Below are 17,471 nucleotides of genomic sequence, written 5' to 3'. Positions count from 1 at the left end.
GTTGGGCTCACACTTCGCATCCCTGATTGCAAGCTGTGGGCCTCACGTCAAATGCTGCATCAGTGCAGTCACAGGGTTTGTTTCCCGCTTTCTCGCAAACTTCGCTATCCCCCACCTGAGACCCTGCTTCTCGGGCAGCTGCGCCAACTGGCGCCATTGTTACATCCCTCCGCCTGATTATTTCTGACCGCCAGCCGTTCCGGTGCACTCACGCCCCGCTGTCAATGGTGCGTTCTGCTGCCCGGGATTTGTATTTGAAACCACGTTTTTGATCCAAAGCGTTTCCGCGGGCAGCCAATAATTGCTCGCGCTACAAGGAGCTGTGTTGATGATTTATTTTCAGGGTAAAAGAATTTTCAGTGCCATCTTCGATATGGACGGCACCATGTTCGACACCGAGCGCTTGCGCTTCAAAACGCTCAAGCAGGCCGCCGAGGAGATTTACGGCACGCCACTGAGTGAAGAAACACTGATCGGCTCATTAGGCCTGAGTGCCAAAAAAGCCGAGGCCCTGGCCAGGGCCAACCACGGCGAAGACTTCCCCTATGCCCAGGTTCGCCAGCGTGCCGACGAGCTGGAGCTGGCCCATGTGCGTGACCACGGCGTGCCGATCAAGGATGGCCTGCTGGAAGTGCTGGAGCGCTTGCGCAAATACGGCCTGACCATGGCGGTGGCTACGTCGAGCCGTCGCGCCATCGCCGAGGAATACCTGATCAATGCCAATGTGCTGAAGTATTTCGACGTTACCGTGTGCGGTGATGAGGTGACCCAGGGCAAGCCCCACCCGGAGATTTTCCTCAAGGCGGCCAGCGCGCTCAATTGCCTGCCAGAGCATTGCCTTATGCTGGAGGACTCGCAAAACGGTCTGTTGTCGGCCATTCGTGCCGACGGCCAGCCGATCCTGATTGAGGATATCAAGCCGCCAGCGCCTGAAGTCGCGGACTGCGCCCTCAAGGCCTACACCAGCATGCACGGTTTTTTGGGTGACCTGAACGAGTGCATGCCCGATCTCGGTCCTCCCGCGCTGACCGACAGTTTCCCGCCCACCCTCAATCAGTTCAGCGCCGGTATTCATGGTTTTGGCGCAATGGGCGGCGGTTACCTGACGCAGATTTTCTCGCACTGGGACGGCTACACCCGACCCTGCGAGATCATCGCCGCCACCCGCTCACGCATGCTGCGCGAGACCATCCAGGCGTTTGGCCGCTTCAGTGTGCGCTACAGCGCCACGTCCTTCGATCAGACCATCGATAACCTGCGCATGATCGATATGGACGACGCCGAAGCAGTGATCCGCATGTATGACGTGGCGGAAATCATCGGCCTGAGCCTGCCTGAAACGGCAATTCGCAAGCAGGCCGGGGTGATTGCCCGGGGCCTGGTGCGCCGCTACGAGCGCCGGGGGCGTGAGCTGACCATTTTGATTGTGCTGAACAAGGTCGGCGGTGCGGACTTTGTGCGTCGCCATGTGCAGGCGCAACTGGAGTTGCTGGTGTCTGCCGAGCTGTGCCGCAAAATTCTGGACAACACCCACTTTGTAGAAACGGTGGTCAGCCGCATCGTCTCAAAGTTGTCCAACGAAGCGCTGGTGCGCCAGTTGCGGATCAAGTCGAAGATGTTCCAGAACAGCCTCGATGACGAGCCTGACGCACCTCGCGCCGCACCGCGCACTCCGGTGCCCGAGTACGAGCGCCTGATCAGCCGCTTTCGACCTTTTACCCAGTCCAGCAACGCCTTGAGCCAATTGCATCTGATCCTGTTCAACAGCGAGCCGGACATGCCCCTGTACGCCCAGCGCTGCAGCAATCTGCTTGAGCGCTTGCGCCAGGTGAAGACGGTCGACGACATCACCCAGCCACAAGTCATCAAGAACCTGCTGTGGAATGGCCCGCACGCGATCATTGCCTGGTATGCGAGCCTGCTGGGGTACTCCTGGCTGGGGCAGGGCATGGGCGACCCGCGCGTCAGTGAGCTGGCGCAGCGCTTGATCGGTGAGGCAGTCGGCCCGGCACTGGTGGCCGAAAACCCGCAGATGGAAGATGCCGTGGCAGCATTTTCAGCCACCTTTCTGGAGCGCTGCAATACCTCCTTCAAGGACCCCTGTGCCCGTGTCGGACGTGATCCACTACGCAAACTGCAACGTAACGAACGGATCTTTCGCAGTATCGATCTGGCCAGAAAGCACGGGATTGACAGCAGTGCCCTGCAGTTCGGCGCGGCGCTGGCGTTGCACTATGCGCTGCGCAGCACTGACAGCAAGGATCTGGAGTGCCAGCAGATGCGTAGTCTGTATCAGGACAATGGCAGCATCGAGGCGGTCCTGACGTTTACCGGCAGCTATAACGGCCAGCCGTATCCGGGGTTGGACCCGGTCACGGATGCGGCGTTGATTGAGGCAATTGCCGGGTATTTTCATGGCCCGCTCTGTGCTGAATTCGTCATGCCCACGGCCTGAACCGATCAAGCCGTGAGCCTGAGGATGGTCCAGTCTGAAAGGTCTGTTCAAGGAGCTGACCATGAAACGACTGACCCTGGCCCAGGCTTACGAGCTTGCCGAATCGATCCTGTTGCATAACGGTTTCAACCAGGCCCATGCCCGCGCGGTGAGCGCCACGGTGCTGGCCGGGGAGCGCGATGGTTGCGCGTCCCACGGTCTGTACCGGGTATTGGGCTGTGTCAATTCACTGCGCGCGGGCAAGGTCTCGGCCGATGCCGCGCCGCGGGTGATCGACCAGGCGCCGTCGATAGTGCGGGTGGATGCAGCCGGCGGGTTTTCCCAGTTGGCGTTCCAGGCGGGTTTGCCGCTGTTACAGGAAAAAACCCGGGCCAACGGCATTGCAGCCCTGGCGATCAATCGTTGTGTGCATTTTTCCGCACTCTGGGTGGAAATCGAGCAGTTGACCGCGGCGGGGCTGGTAGCGCTGGCCTGTAACCCGAGCCATGCCTGGGTGGCCCCGGCGGGCGGCTGCCAGCCGGTGTTCGGTACCAACCCCATTGCCTTTGGCTGGCCACGGGCGGGGCGTGCCCCGTTTGTCTTTGACTTTGCCACCAGTGCCATTGCCCGTGGCGACATCGAGTTGCATCGTCGGGCTGGCAAGGCTATTCCTGAGGGCTGGGGGGTTGACGCTCAAGGACTGCCGAGCACCGATGCCAATGTGGTGCTTGATACCGGCGCGATGCTGACCTTTGGCGGGCATAAAGGCTCGGCACTGGCGGCAATGGTGGAGTTGATTGCCGGGCCCCTGATTGGCGATTTGACCAGCGCCGAGTCCCTGGCTTACGACGCGGGGAGCAAGTCATCGCCTTATCATGGCGAGTTGATTATCGCGTTTGATCCGCAGCGCTTTCTGGGTGCGGCAACCGAAGAGCATCTGGCCCGGGCCGAGGGTTTGTTTGCCGGGATCGAAGGGCAGGGCGCGCGCTTGCCGTCGCAACGCCGGTATGAGGCGCGGGCGCGCAGCGAGGCGGAGGGGGTGCAAATTCCGTTAGCCTTGTTCAATGACCTGCAGGCGCTGCTGAAGGGATAGATTTGCCGGGGTGGCGCTTGTTGTGGGAGCGGGCAAGCCCGCTCCCACAAGGGGGGAGGCGGCAACAGAGTATCTACAGTAAGCCGTTGATCAAAGACCGACATCAGGTAAGTGCGGGCGGTTTGCCAGAGCTTTGGCCATGATTCGTTCGACAAATTCACGATCTTCCCGTGGCAGGGCCAGGCGCGGGGGACGGGTCAAGGCGCTGCCGCGACCGGCAATGGCTTCGCACAGCTTGATGCACTGCACCAGGTCGGCACGGGCGTCCAGATGCAGGATCGGCATCAACCATTCATAGATCGGCATGGCTTCGGCGAAACGCCCGGCCCTGGCCAGGCGGAAGATGGTTTCGCCTTCCCTGGGGAACACATTGGACATGCCCGAAACCCAGCCTTCGGCACCCACGGCAAGGCTCTCCAGCACCACGTCGTCGAGGCCGGCAAACAGCACGAAACGGTCGCCTACTTCATTGCGGATATCGATAAAGCGGCGGGTGTCGCCCGAGGAGTCCTTGAAGCACACCACGTTGTCGCAATCGGCCAGAGAAATCAGGATGTCGGGGGTGACATCGTTTTTGTAGATGGGCGGGTTGTTGTAGACCATCAGTGGCACGTCGGCGTGCCTGGCTACATAGCGGTAGTGTTCGGCGGTTTCGAAAGGCTTGGAACCGTAGACCAGCGCGGGCATCAGCATCACCCCATCGACGCCGACCTTGCGCACGGCATTGGCCACCTTGGCGGCTTGCACGCTGGTGAACTCGGCCACGCCGCAGATGACCGGCACCCGGCCGCCGGAGGCTGCCACAGCGACTTCGGTCACGGCGATTTTTTCTTCGGCGGTCAGGGAGGTGTTTTCCCCCACCGAGCCACAGACCACCAGGCCCGACACGCCGTCACGGATGACGTTGGAAATCACCTGGTGGGTCTTGTCCAGGTTGATGCTGAAGTCATCGTTGAATTGAGTGGTCACCGCAGGGAAGACGCCACTCCAGTTGATGCGCTTGCTCATGTTTGTTGCCTCCGGTCGCTAAAATAGTATTTCGTATACGTTTAGTCGCGGTTTTATGTAGATACTCTGTTGCAGGTCAAGCCCTATTGTGGGAGCGAGCCTGCTCGCGAACGACCTTCGCGAGCAGGCTCGCTCCCACAGTTGCAGTGTTCCTGTAGCTGACGAACGCAGCCTCGCTGCGCTCGTCAGCTGCTACGGGTATTGCGTAAATGCTCTGGTCAGTTGGCACCCGGCCAGGTATCGGACAGGCGATAGCCCTGTGGCCACGGGTCGCTCGGGTCGAGCAGGTGTTGATGAGTACCGGTAATCCACGCCCGCCCGGAGATGCACGGGTAGATCGCGACGCGCCCGGCCACTTCGGTCATGGAGTCGATGTGGCAATGAAATTCCGAGCCAATGATCGAGCGGCCGATAAAGCGCTCGCCCACCTTGAGCAGCCCCTTGGCCTGCAACACCGCCATGCGCGCCGAGCAACCGGTGCCGCAGGGCGAGCGGTCGATCTTGCCCGGGCGGATCACGACCGCGTTGGCGCCGCTGGCAATACCGTTCTCATACACCACAGGCGCAGCGATCTGGCAAAACGAGATATGCGACCAGTCCGGGTTCAACGGGTGGGTGAAGCCCAGTTGCTCGTTGGCGGCGCGAGTGATTTTCAAACCGGTCTCAACGATGTCCCTGGCTTCATCCGGGCTGATGGCAAAGCCCAGTTCCTTGGCATCGGCGAGTACGAAGCTGTCGCCGCCATAGGCGGTGTCGACCTTGAGCGATCCCAGGCCCTCGACTTCGATCCAGGCATCCAGGCGGTCGGCGAAGGAGGGCACGTTTTTGATCTCGACCCGTTGTACCTTGCCGTCTCGACAGTCGGCTACGGCCTCGATCAGGCCACCGGGAGCTTCGAGCACCAGTCGGGTTTGCGGTTCGGTCATCGGCAGGATGCCGCTATCGAGCAAGACCGTGGACACGCAGATCGAGTTGGAACCCGACATGGGCGGAGTGTCGGCCGGTTCCATAATGATCCAGGCCATTTGCGCCCGTGGATCCTTGGCCGGCACCAGCAGGTTGACGTGCCGGAACACCCCGCCGCGAGGCTCGTTGAGCACAAAATTGCGCAGGGTCTCGTCCCGGGCGATCCAGCGCGACTGCTCCCATACGGTAGCCCCGGGCGGAGGCGCCACACCGCCGACGATCACGTCACCGACTTCGCCCTCGGCGTGACAGCTGACCACATGAATGACTTTCGATGAACGCATGTTCTGCTCCTATTTGACCGACTTGAGGAAGGCCGCGGTTTCCGCGTGCACAGGGTTGCCGATGACTTGATCGGGGGTACCGATTTCGTGCACCAGGCCATTGCGAAAGAACGCCACGCGGTCGGATACATCCCGCGCAAAGCGGATTTCGTGGGTGACCAGTACCATGGTCATGCCGTCTTCGGCGAGCATGCGCATGGTGTCGAGCACCTCGCCCACCAATTGCGGGTCGAGGGCCGAGGTGGCTTCGTCGAACAACATGTAGTCCGGTGACATGGCCAGGGCGCGGGCAATGGCCATGCGCTGTTGCTGGCCGCCGGAAAGCTTGCCGGGGAAGGTCTTGAGCTTGTCGCCCAGGCCCACATGGGTCAGTTGCTGCACCGCCAGGGCCTCGGCTTCGGCCTTGCTTTTGCCCAGCACCTTGCGCGGCGCCAGCATCACGTTTTCCAGCACGGTGAGGTGTGGAAAGGCGTTCCATTGCTGGAACACGATGCCGATTTTCTGGCGCAGGTGGTTAAGGTTGGTGGCGCGGTCGTGGACTGCAATGCCGTCGACGCGGATATGGCCTTTCTGGATCGGTTCCAGGCCGTTGATGCACATCAGCAGGGTCGACTTGCCGGAGCCGGAGCCGCCGATAATCGAGACCACCTCACCCTTGTTCACGGTCAGGCTGACGCCCTTGACCACTTCGAGGTCGCCGAAGGATTTGTAGACGTTGTCGATCTCAATCATTTTCTTGCCACCTTTTTTCCAGGCGAGCACCAAGGCGCGCAACCACCAGGCTCATGACGTAATAGATAAGGCCCGCGATGCACAGCACCAGCATCGGTTCCTGGATGCGGGTGACGATGGTTTGCGAGGCGCGCAGCAGTTCGACGATGCCGATCCACATCACCAGTGCGGTATCTTTCATCACGCTGAGCACCAGGTTGAGCCAGCCGGGGAAGGCCACGCGCATGGCAATGGGCAACACGATGTAGCGCAGGTCCTGCAGGTAGCTCAGGCCCAGCGAACGGCTGGCCCGGCGCACGGTAAACGGCACTGCCAGCACGCCGCTGCGCACGATCTCGGTGAAGTACGCGGCTGCGTAGACCCCCAGCACGATGCAGCCGACGCTGAAAGCGCTGATGTTCAGGCCGACGATGCTCTTGAGCGAGTTGAACAGCACGAACTGAATGAGCAAAGGCACGCTGCGAAACACATCCAGCACCCAGGCCAGCGGCAGGCTGGCCCGTGGCAGCAAGGCACGCATCAGGCCGAACAGCAGGCCGGCAACGGTGCCGAGCAAAATCGCCCAGCTGGTCAGTTGCAGGGTGACCCATGCCCCCTGCAGCAAAAACAGAAAATCGTTCCAGGTAAAGCTGGTGGAAAACATGGGCAGTCCTCAGTAACGGAACAGTCGCCAGGCCATGAGCCGGGCTGCTGCAACGATCGCCTTGGCAATCAGGTAATACAGCACCGCGGCAATGGCGAAGTATTCAAAGGTGCGGAACGTTTTGACGTTGTAGTCCTGGGTCACACCGGTGAGGTCGTTGTTCAGGCCCACGATCACCCCCAGCGAGGTCATCAGCACCGCCCAGACCATCTGGTTGGTCAGCGGGTAAAACACGATGCGCAGCAGCTGCGGTACGACGATCATGCGGTAGGTCTGGAAGGCGCTCATGCCCAGCGAGCGAGCTGCGCGTACCTGGGTTTCGGGCACTGCCTTGAGCCCGCCGCGAAAGTTCTCGGCCAGGTAACCTGCGTTGTTGAAGGTGATCCCGGCCAGCAGGGCGACCCATGAACTGACATGCAGGCCCAGGGAGCCGAGCCCGAAGTACAGGACATAAATCTGGAACAACGAGGGCGTGTTACGGGCAATGGACACCCAGGCATTACCGGCGCCGCGCAGCAGCGGGTTTTTGCTTTCGCGCATCACCGTCAGGGCCAGGGCGATCAGTACACCGAAGATCATCGACAGGGCAGCGGTCTCGAAGGTCACCAGGGCGCCGGCGAGCATGTCCGGCAAGGCGCGCAGGGCAGAGCGCCATTGGAAGGTATAGTCAAACATGGGGTGCGTTCTCCAGTGAGGCAGCAGCTTGCAGCCACTGCGGCAAGCGCCCGCTGGCCGTGGCGCTGCACGCCGCATCCACACACTCGGCGAGGCTGGCGAAGTGAACCTTGCGGCCCACCAGGCCGGGGGCGTAATGGGCGTATTTGCCCGAGTTGGTCATCAGGTTTCTGGCGGCTGGCGGAATCACCGGTTCACCGAGCATGCACCAGCAGGTATCGCTGATAATCACCGCACCAAAGGCTTCGATCACGGCGATATGCCCGGCGGCGCGGGCCTGCTCCAGCACGGTGCGACCACAGGTGATCGCCAGTACCACGTCGGGATGACGGTGGCGGCCCTGGCACAGGCTTGCCAAACGGGCGAACTCGCTGAGGGAAAAGTGCGGGTTGCCCAATGACACCACATCCACCCTGGCATCGCGGGCGCTGTTGAGCTCCTGCCAACTGAGCCGCAATTCCTCCAGGCTGAGTTTGAGCACCGGCAGCGGCCCATCGATCACCCGTGTCGGGTCGAGAGCTTCGGGGGTAACCCCGGCGATATGAAACAGCGCAGCGGCGCTGGTGGTGGCGAAGGCCGCACCGAATGCCTTGAGATCGTCCAGGTTCGGATGCTGCTGGAGCCCGGAAATCAGCGGGATCCGGCTGCCGGCCAGGGCACCGATGTGGTAGCCGAGCAGCGGGTAGAAAGAGTCGTCAAGGTTGGACAGGGGCGGCACTTCTATATGCAAACGGGCCTTGCGCTGATCTTCCAGATGACAGCCAATCAGCGGTGCCCGGCCGGTGAGGGCGATACAGATATCCAGATAGTCGGGGTACTTGAGGGTGCGTGCGCCGAGCACGCTGTTGGCGTAAACCACCGCGTTGGATTCGGCCCAGACAATCTGCTCGCCGGCCTTGGGCGCACTGTCGAGCAGATAAGGCGCGCAGGTGAAACTCAATTGTGCGCCCATGGCTATATAAGCATCGCCCAGCGCGCTGGCGGGTACACCGAGCGCCGGGTCGATACCCAGTTCGCGCCAACGGCGCTGATCCACGGAAATCGAATTGAGGGTGGTGGGTACCCGCACCTTGGCACCCCATGCCACCAGTTGTTGCGCAAAGCGCAAACTCGCCGGCCCGGTATAGATGCAGCCGTCGATATGGGCCTGGGTGATGTCCACCAGATATTTGGCGCCCTGGATATGCGCCATGCGCAAAACGATCTGCATGGCCACCTGAGCGGCCTTGCCTTGGCTGCCGTCGAGCAGTGCACGGTCGTGTGCGGTCAGCTCGATCGAGCTGTGTGCATCTTCGGTTGGCCTGTCGTTGCGTGGTGCCGGAGTATCGTCAGGCGTTGAATCGTAAAGGCTCAAACCGGTGCCATCGACCCTGGCGAACGCCTTGCCGCGCAATTGGCCAAAGGCTTCCTTGCCGATGCACAGCACCGGCAGGGAACGTTGGAACAGGGTTTGGGCCACCAGCACGCCAAGGGTCAGGATCTCGTCGGCCTCGGCCAGCACCAGCGCAGCAGGAGCATGGCCATTGCTGATCAGTTCCATCAGCACACTGCTGCCGGTACAGGAGCCGCGCCCGCTGGGGATTGCCAGCACACGGCCGGCCAGGCATTCGCCGCTGAGCGGGTGATGGCGGTCGATCACCTCGCCGCTGAACGGGTCGACGCCGCCCCAGAAACTCAGGCCGACCTCGGCGTGCAGCAGCGGGGCGGATGCACAACCATCAACCAGGCTGCGGCCTTCAAGAGAACTTATCCCGGACATGCTGGATACCTCAGTAATAAACGTGAGGTACGGTCAGATCAGCCGGTGGAATCTCGGTCCCGACCCATTTGCTCCACAGCTCCTTGTAGCGTCCGGTGCGTACTTGCTGGTTGACGAACAGGTTCAGGTAGTTGAGCAGGCCGTACTCGTTGCGCTTGGCGCCCAGGGACACGTAATCGACCACATAAGGCGCGTTACCGGCGACCTTGAGGTTTTTGTACTTGCCTGATTTAAGGGTAGCCGCAGCCACGGTGTTGGTGACCACGGTCGCCTCGATATGGCCCTGAGCAACGGCCAGCAGGGTGTCGTTCTGCGACTGATAGGCGCGGAATGAACCGCTGCCCCAGCTTTTCACGTCTTTTTCCAGGGCGATGGCTTCATAGGTGCCGCTGGTGTTGCCCAGGGCCTTGCCCTTGAGATCCTCAAAGCTGTTGATGCCGGTGTTGTCGCGGGTCAGCACCACCATCTGGAAGGCAAAGTAAGGAATGCTCAGGCCAACGGTCTTGGCCCGTTCCAGGGTGTCGGAAGTGGAGGCCACAATGACATCGGCGCGCCCGGAGACCAACGCCGGAATCCGGTCAGGGAAGGGGGTTTCAACGATTTCGGCATCGACACCGAGCACTTTTGCCAGATCGTTGCAGTAGTCCACATCAAAGCCGACGGGCTTGTTGGCCTCGTCACGGGAGCCCATGGGCGGGAAGTCCAGGGTGACGGCGCAGCGTAACTTGCCCGAACCGATAATATCGTCGAGCTTGTCGGCCTGCGCCGTGGCAATAAAGGAGGTACTGAGAACAGCGCTGAGAGCTACGGCAAGTACGGGGTTTTTCATGGAAGCCTCGGAGTCGTTGAAGGGCTGTTGATTAACGGTCTTTGGATTTCGTATACGATATTTGTTTTGCAAGGCGTGTGCCGATTTTTGCTGCAGGCCGCAATAAGGGAGCGAGCGCGGTATTTGCAGGCTTGCGTGATGGCACTCTGGTACTGGAGGGGTTGAGCGGTAGCAGGGGGGTGTTACAGAAGGGAGCATTACTGTGGGAAATGCCCCACAAAGGAACACTTGCTGGCTTTTTGGCGGTATTGGCTATTTTTTGCCCTGCGGGCAGTATGGGCGAGGTACTTTTCCCGGGAGTGTGAAGCCTATGCCTATCGATGATGACATCGGGGTGTACTACCTCAATACAGACCTGATGCTCACGGCTCCTGTTGACCTGGCACCATTGGCAGACTCAATGGCGCCTGGAGATCTGCCTGAGGTATCAATCAGTTGCCTGCATGACAGTCAGGCTGACGGCGACCTCTATCATTCTGTTTTTGAAGCCTCTGGCCCGCAAGGCAGTTACCCCACCCCTGATGAAAGCATAAGGGCCTTGCTCGATGCCATTGAGCAATTGCCGCAAGCACTGCAGCCGTTATGGCACGCCTGTACAAAAAAGACCCTGGATATTGGCTACAACAGCGGAGTTACACCACGTTCCGTCAGCCACCCGATCCCGATCGATACGTTGCTGCGCATGCAGTCATTGGGGATCGACCTGTGTATTACGGTGTACTCGGTGGGGGAGTGAAGAACACGAAATCTTGTCGCCGCTGAGGAGCGCAGCGAGGCTGCGATCGATTGCGAAGCGGTCGTAAACCCTGAGCCCCGGATGTACTTGGCCCAACGCATTAACCGATTTTACGACTGCTGTGTCGCAGTGGCGCACCAAACCGATCGCAGCCTCGCTGCGCTCCTCAGCGACTACAAGCTAAAGCGTTGCGTACAGGCTCAATGGCTTTGCGGCAAATGCTCGAACAGGGTTTTGCACACGCCGGCAATATGCTCATCCAGCAACTTGACGGCCAGCTCAATATCACCAGCGCGGCAGGCGTCAAGGATCTCCCGGTGTTCGTGATCGGCACGGTGTTTACCTGCCGACAAACTCATTTGCATACGCAGGTAGCGTTCCAGTTTGTCATTGACTGAGCGGATCAGGCTGATCATGAACGGTCGCTGCGCCGGCTCGTACAGGCAGGCGTGCAGTTCCCAGTTAAGCTCGGCCCAGCGGCCCACGTCATCTTCCCCGACAAACTCCTGGCAAATGCGTTCGGCACGGGCAAAGGTGTCTGCGGTCATGTTGGGAATGGCCAGGCGCAGCAGTTTGTCTTCAAGGAGCATGCGCACTTCGAACATCTGCGCCAGTTCGGCCTCGGAAATGCGCGTGACCATGGCGCCGCGGTTGCGCTGGAACATCACAAGCCCTTCAGCTTCAAGTCGCTTGAGGGCTTCGCGCACGGGGATTTTGCTGACATTGAACTGGCGGGCGATATCATCCTGGCGAATCGGTTCATCTTCAGCGAAATGCCCGGCGACAATCGCATCGCGCAAATGCAGGGTGATGATTTCCGATGTGGAAGGCGAATTGCCGAGGTCGGGTGCATTGAGTTTTGGATGGGCCACGGTGGTCATCATTCGCTTGTAAAAGATATATGGTATACGAAACTCAGAGGGTAAGCCTTGTGCCAGTCGCCCTGCGGCCTGTTACCTGGCACGGGTCAGCCTGCAAATGCCAGCACATTACAGGCTAGCCTGAGCCCGACTGAAGGCTGGCGACGTAGTCGGGTTAATCCTTAACCTGCTTGATGTCCTTGCGCAGGGGTTCCCCTGCAAGGTGTCAAAAAAACACCTGATCAGGCACCGGGTCATCGCGACCTGATATGAGCTTCCAGGCCCTGTCCATTGCTGCTTTCCTGAGCCATGAGCTTGACAGCGAAGCTGTAGGCATCCGTAATAGGAGAAAATGTTAACGTTAACTTAAATAAGAACAAGAGGGACACCCATGCAACGGACGGTCAAGCGTGATTACTGGCTTATCAGCGGTTTGCTGTTTTTTTTCTTTTTTTCATGGTCTTCCAGTTACTCGCTTTTTTCCATCTGGTTGCATCAGGTCATCGGCCTAAATGGCGCGCAGACCGGCTATGTATTTGCCGCGAATGCAATCGCAGCACTGCTGATCCAGCCGTTCTACGGGGCATTGCAGGACAAGCTCGGTCTGTCCCGCAAGCTGCTGGTATGGATTGGCCTGCTGCTGTGCGCCGCCGCACCCTTCGCGATTTATGTCTATAGCCACTTGCTGGCTCAGAACGTAGTGCTCGGCGCAGTGGTGGGGGCGGTTTTCCTGGCCTTTGCCATGCTGGCCGGGGTTGGCGTGATCGAAAGTTATACCGAACGGTTGTCACGGCACGTGGGTTTCGAGTTCGGCACCAGCAGGATGTGGGGTTCCCTGGGCTGGGCTGCGGCCACCTGCATTGTGGGTGTGGTGTTCAACATCAACCCCAATATTGCCTTCTACATGAGCAGTGCTGCCGGCGTGGCGTTTTTGCTCATTCTGTTTCGACTGGACCTGAGCCGGTTCAACCAACCCGGCTGCGCCAGCGGCGCAAGTGGCGCTGCACCCGTATCTGTCGGTGATCTATGGCAATTGCTCAAGTTGCCGCGGTTCTGGGCCTTCAGTGTCTATCTGACCGGGGTGTGCGGGATTTACATGATCTACGAGCAGCAGTTTCCGGTGTATTTCTCGTCGTTTTTTGCGACCCCCGAACAGGGCATTCAGGCCTATGGTTACCTGAACTCATCCCAGGTCCTGCTGGAGGCCGGCTTGCTCCTGGTTGCCCCTTGGGTGGTTGGCCGTACCGGTGCGAAATACGGGCTGATCCTGGCGGGCAGCATCATGTTTTTTCGCATTCTGGGTTCCGGCCTGGCTACAGAAACCTGGGCCATCGCCGTGTTCAAGATGCTGCATGCGGTTGAGGTGCCGATCCTGCTGGTCTCGGTGTTCAAATATATTGCGTTCAATTTCGACCCGCGCCTGTCTGCCTCGATCTATCTGGTGGGCTTTCACTTCGCCCAGCAACTCACCGCCATGCTGCTGTCGCCCTTGGTTGGCTACGGTTATGACCAATACGGATTTGCCGATGTTTACCTGGCCATGTCCGCTCTGGCTGGCGCCTGCCTGCTGCTGTCCTGGACCCTGCTGCGCAACGATCCACGGCAACCACCGGGCAAAAACGCTGTTGCCGAAGCGCTGGCATTACCCGCCATCACTCAATCAGTTACCCGTTATGAACCCTGACAAGGACCACCCCATGCACGCTGCACGGCTGGACATGGCCCATCGCGCCATTGAACAAACACTGCCCGAACGCGGCAACGACTATCGCCTCGCCTATCACCTGGCCCCGGCAGCCGGGTGGATGAACGACCCTAACGGCCTGGTGTTTTTTCGCGGCCAATACCACATGTTTTATCAGCATCATCCTTTTTCTGCACAATGGGGCCCCATGCACTGGGGGCACGCCAGCAGCGACGACCTGGTGCATTGGCAGCATTTGCCCATCGCCCTGGCACCGGGTGACAGTTATGACCGTGATGGCTGCTTCTCAGGCTCTGCAGTGGTACTCGATGACACCCTGTACCTGATCTATACCGGTCACATCTGGTTGCAAGAGCCGGGTGATGACCAGCACATCCGTCAGGTCCAGTGCCTGGCCAGCAGCACCGATGGCATTACCTTTATCAAGCACGGGCCGGTCATCGACACACCGCCTGACCCGGCCATCATGCATGTTCGTGACCCAAAGGTGTGGCAGCGCCACGGGGCCTGGTGGATGGCGCTGGGGGCACGCCTTGGGGATGACCCGCAGTTGCTGCTCTATCGTTCAGATGACCTGTTGCACTGGGACTTTCTGGGCTGTGCGCTGCAGGGGCAACGTGAACTTGATGGGTATATGTGGGAGTGCCCGGATATTTTCGAGCTGGAGGGGCGCGATGTGTTGCTGTACTCGCCCCAGGGCTTGAAGCCCTGCGGATATGACAATTGGAACCTGTATCAGAACAGCTACCGCATGGGGCAACTGGACGACAAGGGTGTGTTCAAACCCGGTGGGCCGCTCCATGAACTCGATCATGGCCACGATTTCTATGCTGCCCAGACCTTGCTCGCACCAGATGGCCGTCGCTTGTTATGGGCCTGGATGGACATGTGGGAAAGCCCGATGCCCAGCCAGGCCGAGCACTGGTGCGGGGCGCTGACATTACCCCGTGAAGTCAGTCGCGACGGTGATCGACTGCTGATGCGTCCGGCCCGCGAGCTGATTGCATTGAGGCAGGCGGGGCAGGTGCTGCAGATAGGTGCGCTGAAGTCTGCCAATCAGTTGCTGGATACCTGGGGGGCGCTGCTGGAGATTGAACTTGAGCTGGATATTGCCGCCAGCAGCGCTGAACATTTTGGTCTGGCATTGCGCTGCAGCAATGATCAGCAGGAGCGTACCTTGCTGTATTTTGATGCCATGGCCCGGCGCCTGGTGCTCGACAGGCAACATTCCGGCGCCGGGGTGAGCGGAGTTCGCAGTGTACCGATCGCGGCAGGGCAGACACGCATTGCCCTGCGAATTTTTCTCGATCGTTCATCCATCGAAGTGTTCGTCGACGATGGCGCCTGGAGCCTGAGCAGCCGAATTTACCCAAAGACTGACAGCCTTGCGCTGCGGGCTTATGCCGTCAATGGCACAGGCCATTTTGGCGAGGCCCTGGTGTGGGGGCTGGCGGATCTGAAGCTATGAAGTCAGGCCTTTTGGCGCAGGGCGCGCCGTCCTTGCTCATGCTGTTCTGACGCTATCAGGCATGACATCATGCCCGGTCAGACACGTATGGCGCGTACCCATGGCTTCAGTAAAAGATGTTGCACGGCTGGCGGGGGTTTCCCTGATGACCGTTTCCAGGGCCCTCAACACCCCGGGAAAGTTGAATCAGGAGACCCTGGCAAAAGTGCTGCAGGCCGTCGAGACCCTGGGTTATGTGCCCAGTCTTTCTGCGCGCAAGACCCGCGGCGGCCACTCCAGTGGCAAGACCATTGGCATCTTTGCCCTGGATACGGCCACCACTCCTTTTGCCGTTGAAATGCTGCTCTCGATGGAGCGTACGTCCCGCGAGCATGGCTGGAACGTGTTTATCCTCAACGTGTTTGAAGCCCCGCCCTGCCAGAAGGCCATCGAGTTGATGCTCTCCCATCAACCGGACGGCATCATCTTCAGCGCCATGCAGCTTCGCCGGGTGGACATTCCTCAGGTACTGCGCAGCGTGCCGCTGGTTCTGGGCAATTGCGTCAGCACCGAAACCGGCATTGCTTGTTATATATCAGACGATGAAGACGGACAGTATCAGGCGGTACGCCAAGCGCTGCGACAGGGCTACCGCCGTCCGCTCTGCATAAACCTGCCGCAAAGCAGTATGGCCTGGGGGTTGCGCCAACGCGGACTGGCCCGCGCTCTGGACGAGGCCGGGATCAGTGCCGCGCAACTGCCTCAGTTCGACCTGCCCGACGATGACGGCTATCAGCACACCCTTGTGGTGCTGGAGCAACAGCTGCTAGCGGGTAATGGAACTCCGCCCTTTGACCTGCTGATTTGCGGCAACGACCGGATTGCCCTGGTGGCGTATCAGTATCTGCTCAGTCGCGGCTTGCGTATTCCGCACGATGTGGCGGTACTGGGGTTTGACAATATGGTGGGGGTTGCCGAGCTGTTTTACCCACCCTTGAGCACCGTGCAGTTGCCGTATTACGAAATGGGTCGTCGCGCGGCACTGCATCTGATCGAAGGCCGGGACGACTGCGCCATCCACAAGATTGCCTGCCCGCTGGTTGAGCGCGACTCCTGCTGACCCGTTCGGTGGGTAAATCCAGGCATGAAATCTGGTAAGGCCAATTCATTAAAAAATTAATTGGTCTTGCCAATATTTTTTCCTCCGTGTAGTTTTCGAGCGGCACCCATTGTGGTCTCGCCAATACCCGGTAGCCCTTGCGCTATCGACGGAGAATAAAAAATGCTGACTGTGATCTGTAACGAACCCCGCTTGCTCACCACCCTCGAAAGCCCTATTCCCGAGCGTCGCCCCGGTGAAACCCTGATCAGGATCAAACGTGTGGGTGTGTGCGGTACCGACTTGCACATCTTTACCGGTAACCAGCCGTATCTGGAGTACCCGCGGGTGATGGGCCACGAATTTTCCGGCATCGTCGAGGCCAGCGAAGAGGGCAGCGCTCTGGTACCGGGCGATGTGGTCTACGTGATGCCTTACATTTCGTGTGGTACGTGCATCGCCTGTCGGCAGGGCAAGACCAACTGCTGCTCGCGCATCCAGGTGCTGGGTGTGCACTGTGACGGTGCCTTTACCGAGTACCTGAGTGTCGCCCATCAGTTCATTCACAAGGCCGTCGGGGTGACCCTGGACCAGGCCGCAATGATCGAATTCCTGTCCATTGGCGCCCATGCGGTGCGCCGTTCGAACCTTCAGGCCGGGCAACGCACGCTGGTAGTCGGTACCGGTCCGATCGGCATGGCCGCGGCGATTTTTGCCGGCTTGCGCGGAGCGCAGGTCACGGTGCTGGATACCCGTGACGACCGTCTGGATTTTTGCCGCAAACATCTGAATATTCACGCCGCGGTGAAGATTGGCGACGGCGATAAAGATGCGCTCGCCGACCTTACCGATGGCGATTTTTATGATGTGGTTTTCGATGCTACCGGCAACGCCCGGGCCATGGAGCGTGGCTTTGAATTTATCGCCCACGGTGGCACCTACGTGATGATCTCGGTGGTGCGTGACACGATCACCTTCTCCGATCCCGAGTTCCACAAGCGCGAAGCCACCCTGATGGGCAGCCGCAATGCCACCGTCGAAGATTTCCGCTATGTGGAGCAATGCCTGCGCGACGGCCTGATCCCCGATCAGGCGCTCAACACCCACCGTATTCCCCTCAACGAAGTGGCCAGCCGTTTCTCCACGCTGCTGGATCCGCAGCAGGGCGTGGTCAAGGCCATTATCGAGTGCTAGCAGCGCA

At 59.8% G+C, this 17,471-nt stretch carries 15 protein-coding genes; 7 read left to right on the top strand and 8 right to left on the bottom strand.

Annotated elements, in window-relative coordinates; translation table 11 throughout:
• The first annotated feature begins 328 nt into the window (after nt 1–328).
• Nucleotides 329–2,455: an HAD family hydrolase gene (locus EQV96_RS01995; RefSeq protein ID WP_095000335.1), complete on the top strand. Its 2,127-nt coding sequence runs from the start codon at nt 329–331 to the stop codon at nt 2,453–2,455.
• A gap of 61 nt (nt 2,456–2,516) precedes the next feature.
• Nucleotides 2,517–3,527: an Ldh family oxidoreductase gene (locus tag EQV96_RS01990; protein WP_095017991.1), complete on the top strand. Its 1,011-nt coding sequence runs from the start codon at nt 2,517–2,519 to the stop codon at nt 3,525–3,527.
• 90 nt (nt 3,528–3,617) lie between these two features.
• Here the strand turns inward: EQV96_RS01990 and EQV96_RS01985 are convergent, their stop codons facing one another.
• The 7 genes from EQV96_RS01985 to EQV96_RS01955 form a co-directional block, all read right to left on the bottom strand.
• Nucleotides 3,618–4,535: a dihydrodipicolinate synthase family protein gene (locus tag EQV96_RS01985; RefSeq protein ID WP_240881167.1), complete on the bottom strand. Its 918-nt coding sequence runs from the start codon at nt 4,533–4,535 to the stop codon at nt 3,618–3,620.
• Between the two features lie 218 nt (nt 4,536–4,753).
• Nucleotides 4,754–5,785, bottom strand: coding sequence for a proline racemase family protein (locus EQV96_RS01980; protein ID WP_240881165.1), 1,032 nt, complete (start codon nt 5,783–5,785; stop codon nt 4,754–4,756).
• Between the two features lie 9 nt (nt 5,786–5,794).
• Entirely contained in the window at nt 5,795–6,517 is a 723-nt protein-coding gene (locus EQV96_RS01975; RefSeq protein ID WP_095000331.1) for an amino acid ABC transporter ATP-binding protein, read from the bottom strand.
• Nucleotides 6,510–7,160 (bottom strand): amino acid ABC transporter permease, encoded by a 651-nt coding sequence (locus EQV96_RS01970; protein ID WP_095000330.1) that lies wholly within the window; start codon nt 7,158–7,160, stop codon nt 6,510–6,512. Before EQV96_RS01970 ends, EQV96_RS01975 begins: the two co-directional genes overlap by 8 nt.
• Nucleotides 7,161–7,169: 9 nt before the next feature.
• Nucleotides 7,170–7,835 (bottom strand): amino acid ABC transporter permease, encoded by a 666-nt coding sequence (locus EQV96_RS01965; protein WP_095000329.1) that lies wholly within the window; start codon nt 7,833–7,835, stop codon nt 7,170–7,172.
• Nucleotides 7,828–9,594 (bottom strand): aconitase family protein, encoded by a 1,767-nt coding sequence (locus EQV96_RS01960; RefSeq protein ID WP_240881163.1) that lies wholly within the window; start codon nt 9,592–9,594, stop codon nt 7,828–7,830. The genes EQV96_RS01965 and EQV96_RS01960 overlap by 8 nt, the downstream gene beginning before the upstream one ends.
• Nucleotides 9,595–9,604: 10 nt before the next feature.
• Complete coding sequence (locus EQV96_RS01955) at nt 9,605–10,423, bottom strand: transporter substrate-binding domain-containing protein (RefSeq protein ID WP_095017987.1); 819 nt, start codon at nt 10,421–10,423, stop codon at nt 9,605–9,607.
• Between the two features lie 310 nt (nt 10,424–10,733).
• Here EQV96_RS01955 and EQV96_RS01950 point away from each other — a divergent pair, with 310 nt between their 5' ends.
• A complete protein-coding gene (locus EQV96_RS01950) occupies nt 10,734–11,159 on the top strand; it encodes a hypothetical protein (RefSeq protein WP_240881162.1) in 426 nt (141 codons plus the stop codon).
• A gap of 200 nt (nt 11,160–11,359) precedes the next feature.
• Here the strand turns inward: EQV96_RS01950 and EQV96_RS01945 are convergent, their stop codons facing one another.
• The gene (locus EQV96_RS01945) at nt 11,360–12,040 is read right to left on the bottom strand and encodes a GntR family transcriptional regulator (protein WP_240881161.1); all 681 of its coding nucleotides are present in this window, start codon (nt 12,038–12,040) and stop codon (nt 11,360–11,362) included.
• A 370-nt stretch (nt 12,041–12,410) separates the two neighbouring features.
• Between EQV96_RS01945 and EQV96_RS01940 the strand changes: the two genes are divergently transcribed.
• From EQV96_RS01940 to EQV96_RS01925, 4 genes are all read left to right on the top strand, one after another.
• On the top strand, nt 12,411–13,703 hold the full coding sequence (locus tag EQV96_RS01940) for an MFS transporter (protein ID WP_095019982.1): 1,293 nt from the start codon (nt 12,411–12,413) through the stop codon (nt 13,701–13,703).
• A 13-nt stretch (nt 13,704–13,716) separates the two neighbouring features.
• Nucleotides 13,717–15,192 (top strand): sucrose-6-phosphate hydrolase, encoded by a 1,476-nt coding sequence (locus EQV96_RS01935; protein WP_130871520.1) that lies wholly within the window; start codon nt 13,717–13,719, stop codon nt 15,190–15,192.
• Between the two features lie 100 nt (nt 15,193–15,292).
• Complete coding sequence (locus EQV96_RS01930; RefSeq protein WP_095000324.1) at nt 15,293–16,291, top strand: LacI family DNA-binding transcriptional regulator; 999 nt, start codon at nt 15,293–15,295, stop codon at nt 16,289–16,291.
• A gap of 162 nt (nt 16,292–16,453) precedes the next feature.
• A complete protein-coding gene (locus EQV96_RS01925; protein ID WP_095000323.1) occupies nt 16,454–17,464 on the top strand; it encodes a zinc-binding alcohol dehydrogenase family protein in 1,011 nt (336 codons plus the stop codon).
• Nucleotides 17,465–17,471: the final 7 nt, after the last annotated feature.

The sequence above is a fragment of the Pseudomonas sp. TMW22080 genome, assembly GCF_022496745.1.
Classification (GTDB): Bacteria; Pseudomonadota; Gammaproteobacteria; order Pseudomonadales; family Pseudomonadaceae; genus Aquipseudomonas; species Aquipseudomonas bubulae.
Note: the sequence above shows the minus strand (reverse complement) of the source record. Positions and strands in the feature narration are given on the sequence as shown.

Excerpts from the sequence above, each read along its gene's own strand:
- EQV96_RS01990 (WP_095017991.1), top strand. The coding sequence starts at position 2,517 with ATGAAACGACTGACCCTGGCCCAGGCTTACGAGCTTGCCGAATCGATC.
- EQV96_RS01955 (WP_095017987.1), bottom strand. The coding sequence starts at position 10,423 with ATGAAAAACCCCGTACTTGCCGTAGCTCTCAGCGCTGTTCTCAGTACC.
- EQV96_RS01935 (WP_130871520.1), top strand. The coding sequence starts at position 13,717 with ATGCACGCTGCACGGCTGGACATGGCCCATCGCGCCATTGAACAAACA.
- EQV96_RS01930 (WP_095000324.1), top strand. The coding sequence starts at position 15,293 with ATGGCTTCAGTAAAAGATGTTGCACGGCTGGCGGGGGTTTCCCTGATG.
- EQV96_RS01960 (WP_240881163.1), bottom strand. The coding sequence starts at position 9,594 with ATGTCCGGGATAAGTTCTCTTGAAGGCCGCAGCCTGGTTGATGGTTGT.
- EQV96_RS01965 (WP_095000329.1), bottom strand. The coding sequence starts at position 7,835 with ATGTTTGACTATACCTTCCAATGGCGCTCTGCCCTGCGCGCCTTGCCG.
- EQV96_RS01985 (WP_240881167.1), bottom strand. The coding sequence starts at position 4,535 with ATGAGCAAGCGCATCAACTGGAGTGGCGTCTTCCCTGCGGTGACCACT.
- EQV96_RS01925 (WP_095000323.1), top strand. The coding sequence starts at position 16,454 with ATGCTGACTGTGATCTGTAACGAACCCCGCTTGCTCACCACCCTCGAA.
- EQV96_RS01945 (WP_240881161.1), bottom strand. The coding sequence starts at position 12,040 with ATGACCACCGTGGCCCATCCAAAACTCAATGCACCCGACCTCGGCAAT.
- EQV96_RS01975 (WP_095000331.1), bottom strand. The coding sequence starts at position 6,517 with ATGATTGAGATCGACAACGTCTACAAATCCTTCGGCGACCTCGAAGTG.
- EQV96_RS01995 (WP_095000335.1), top strand. The coding sequence starts at position 329 with ATGATTTATTTTCAGGGTAAAAGAATTTTCAGTGCCATCTTCGATATG.
- EQV96_RS01970 (WP_095000330.1), bottom strand. The coding sequence starts at position 7,160 with ATGTTTTCCACCAGCTTTACCTGGAACGATTTTCTGTTTTTGCTGCAG.
- EQV96_RS01980 (WP_240881165.1), bottom strand. The coding sequence starts at position 5,785 with ATGCGTTCATCGAAAGTCATTCATGTGGTCAGCTGTCACGCCGAGGGC.
- EQV96_RS01950 (WP_240881162.1), top strand. The coding sequence starts at position 10,734 with ATGCCTATCGATGATGACATCGGGGTGTACTACCTCAATACAGACCTG.
- EQV96_RS01940 (WP_095019982.1), top strand. The coding sequence starts at position 12,411 with ATGCAACGGACGGTCAAGCGTGATTACTGGCTTATCAGCGGTTTGCTG.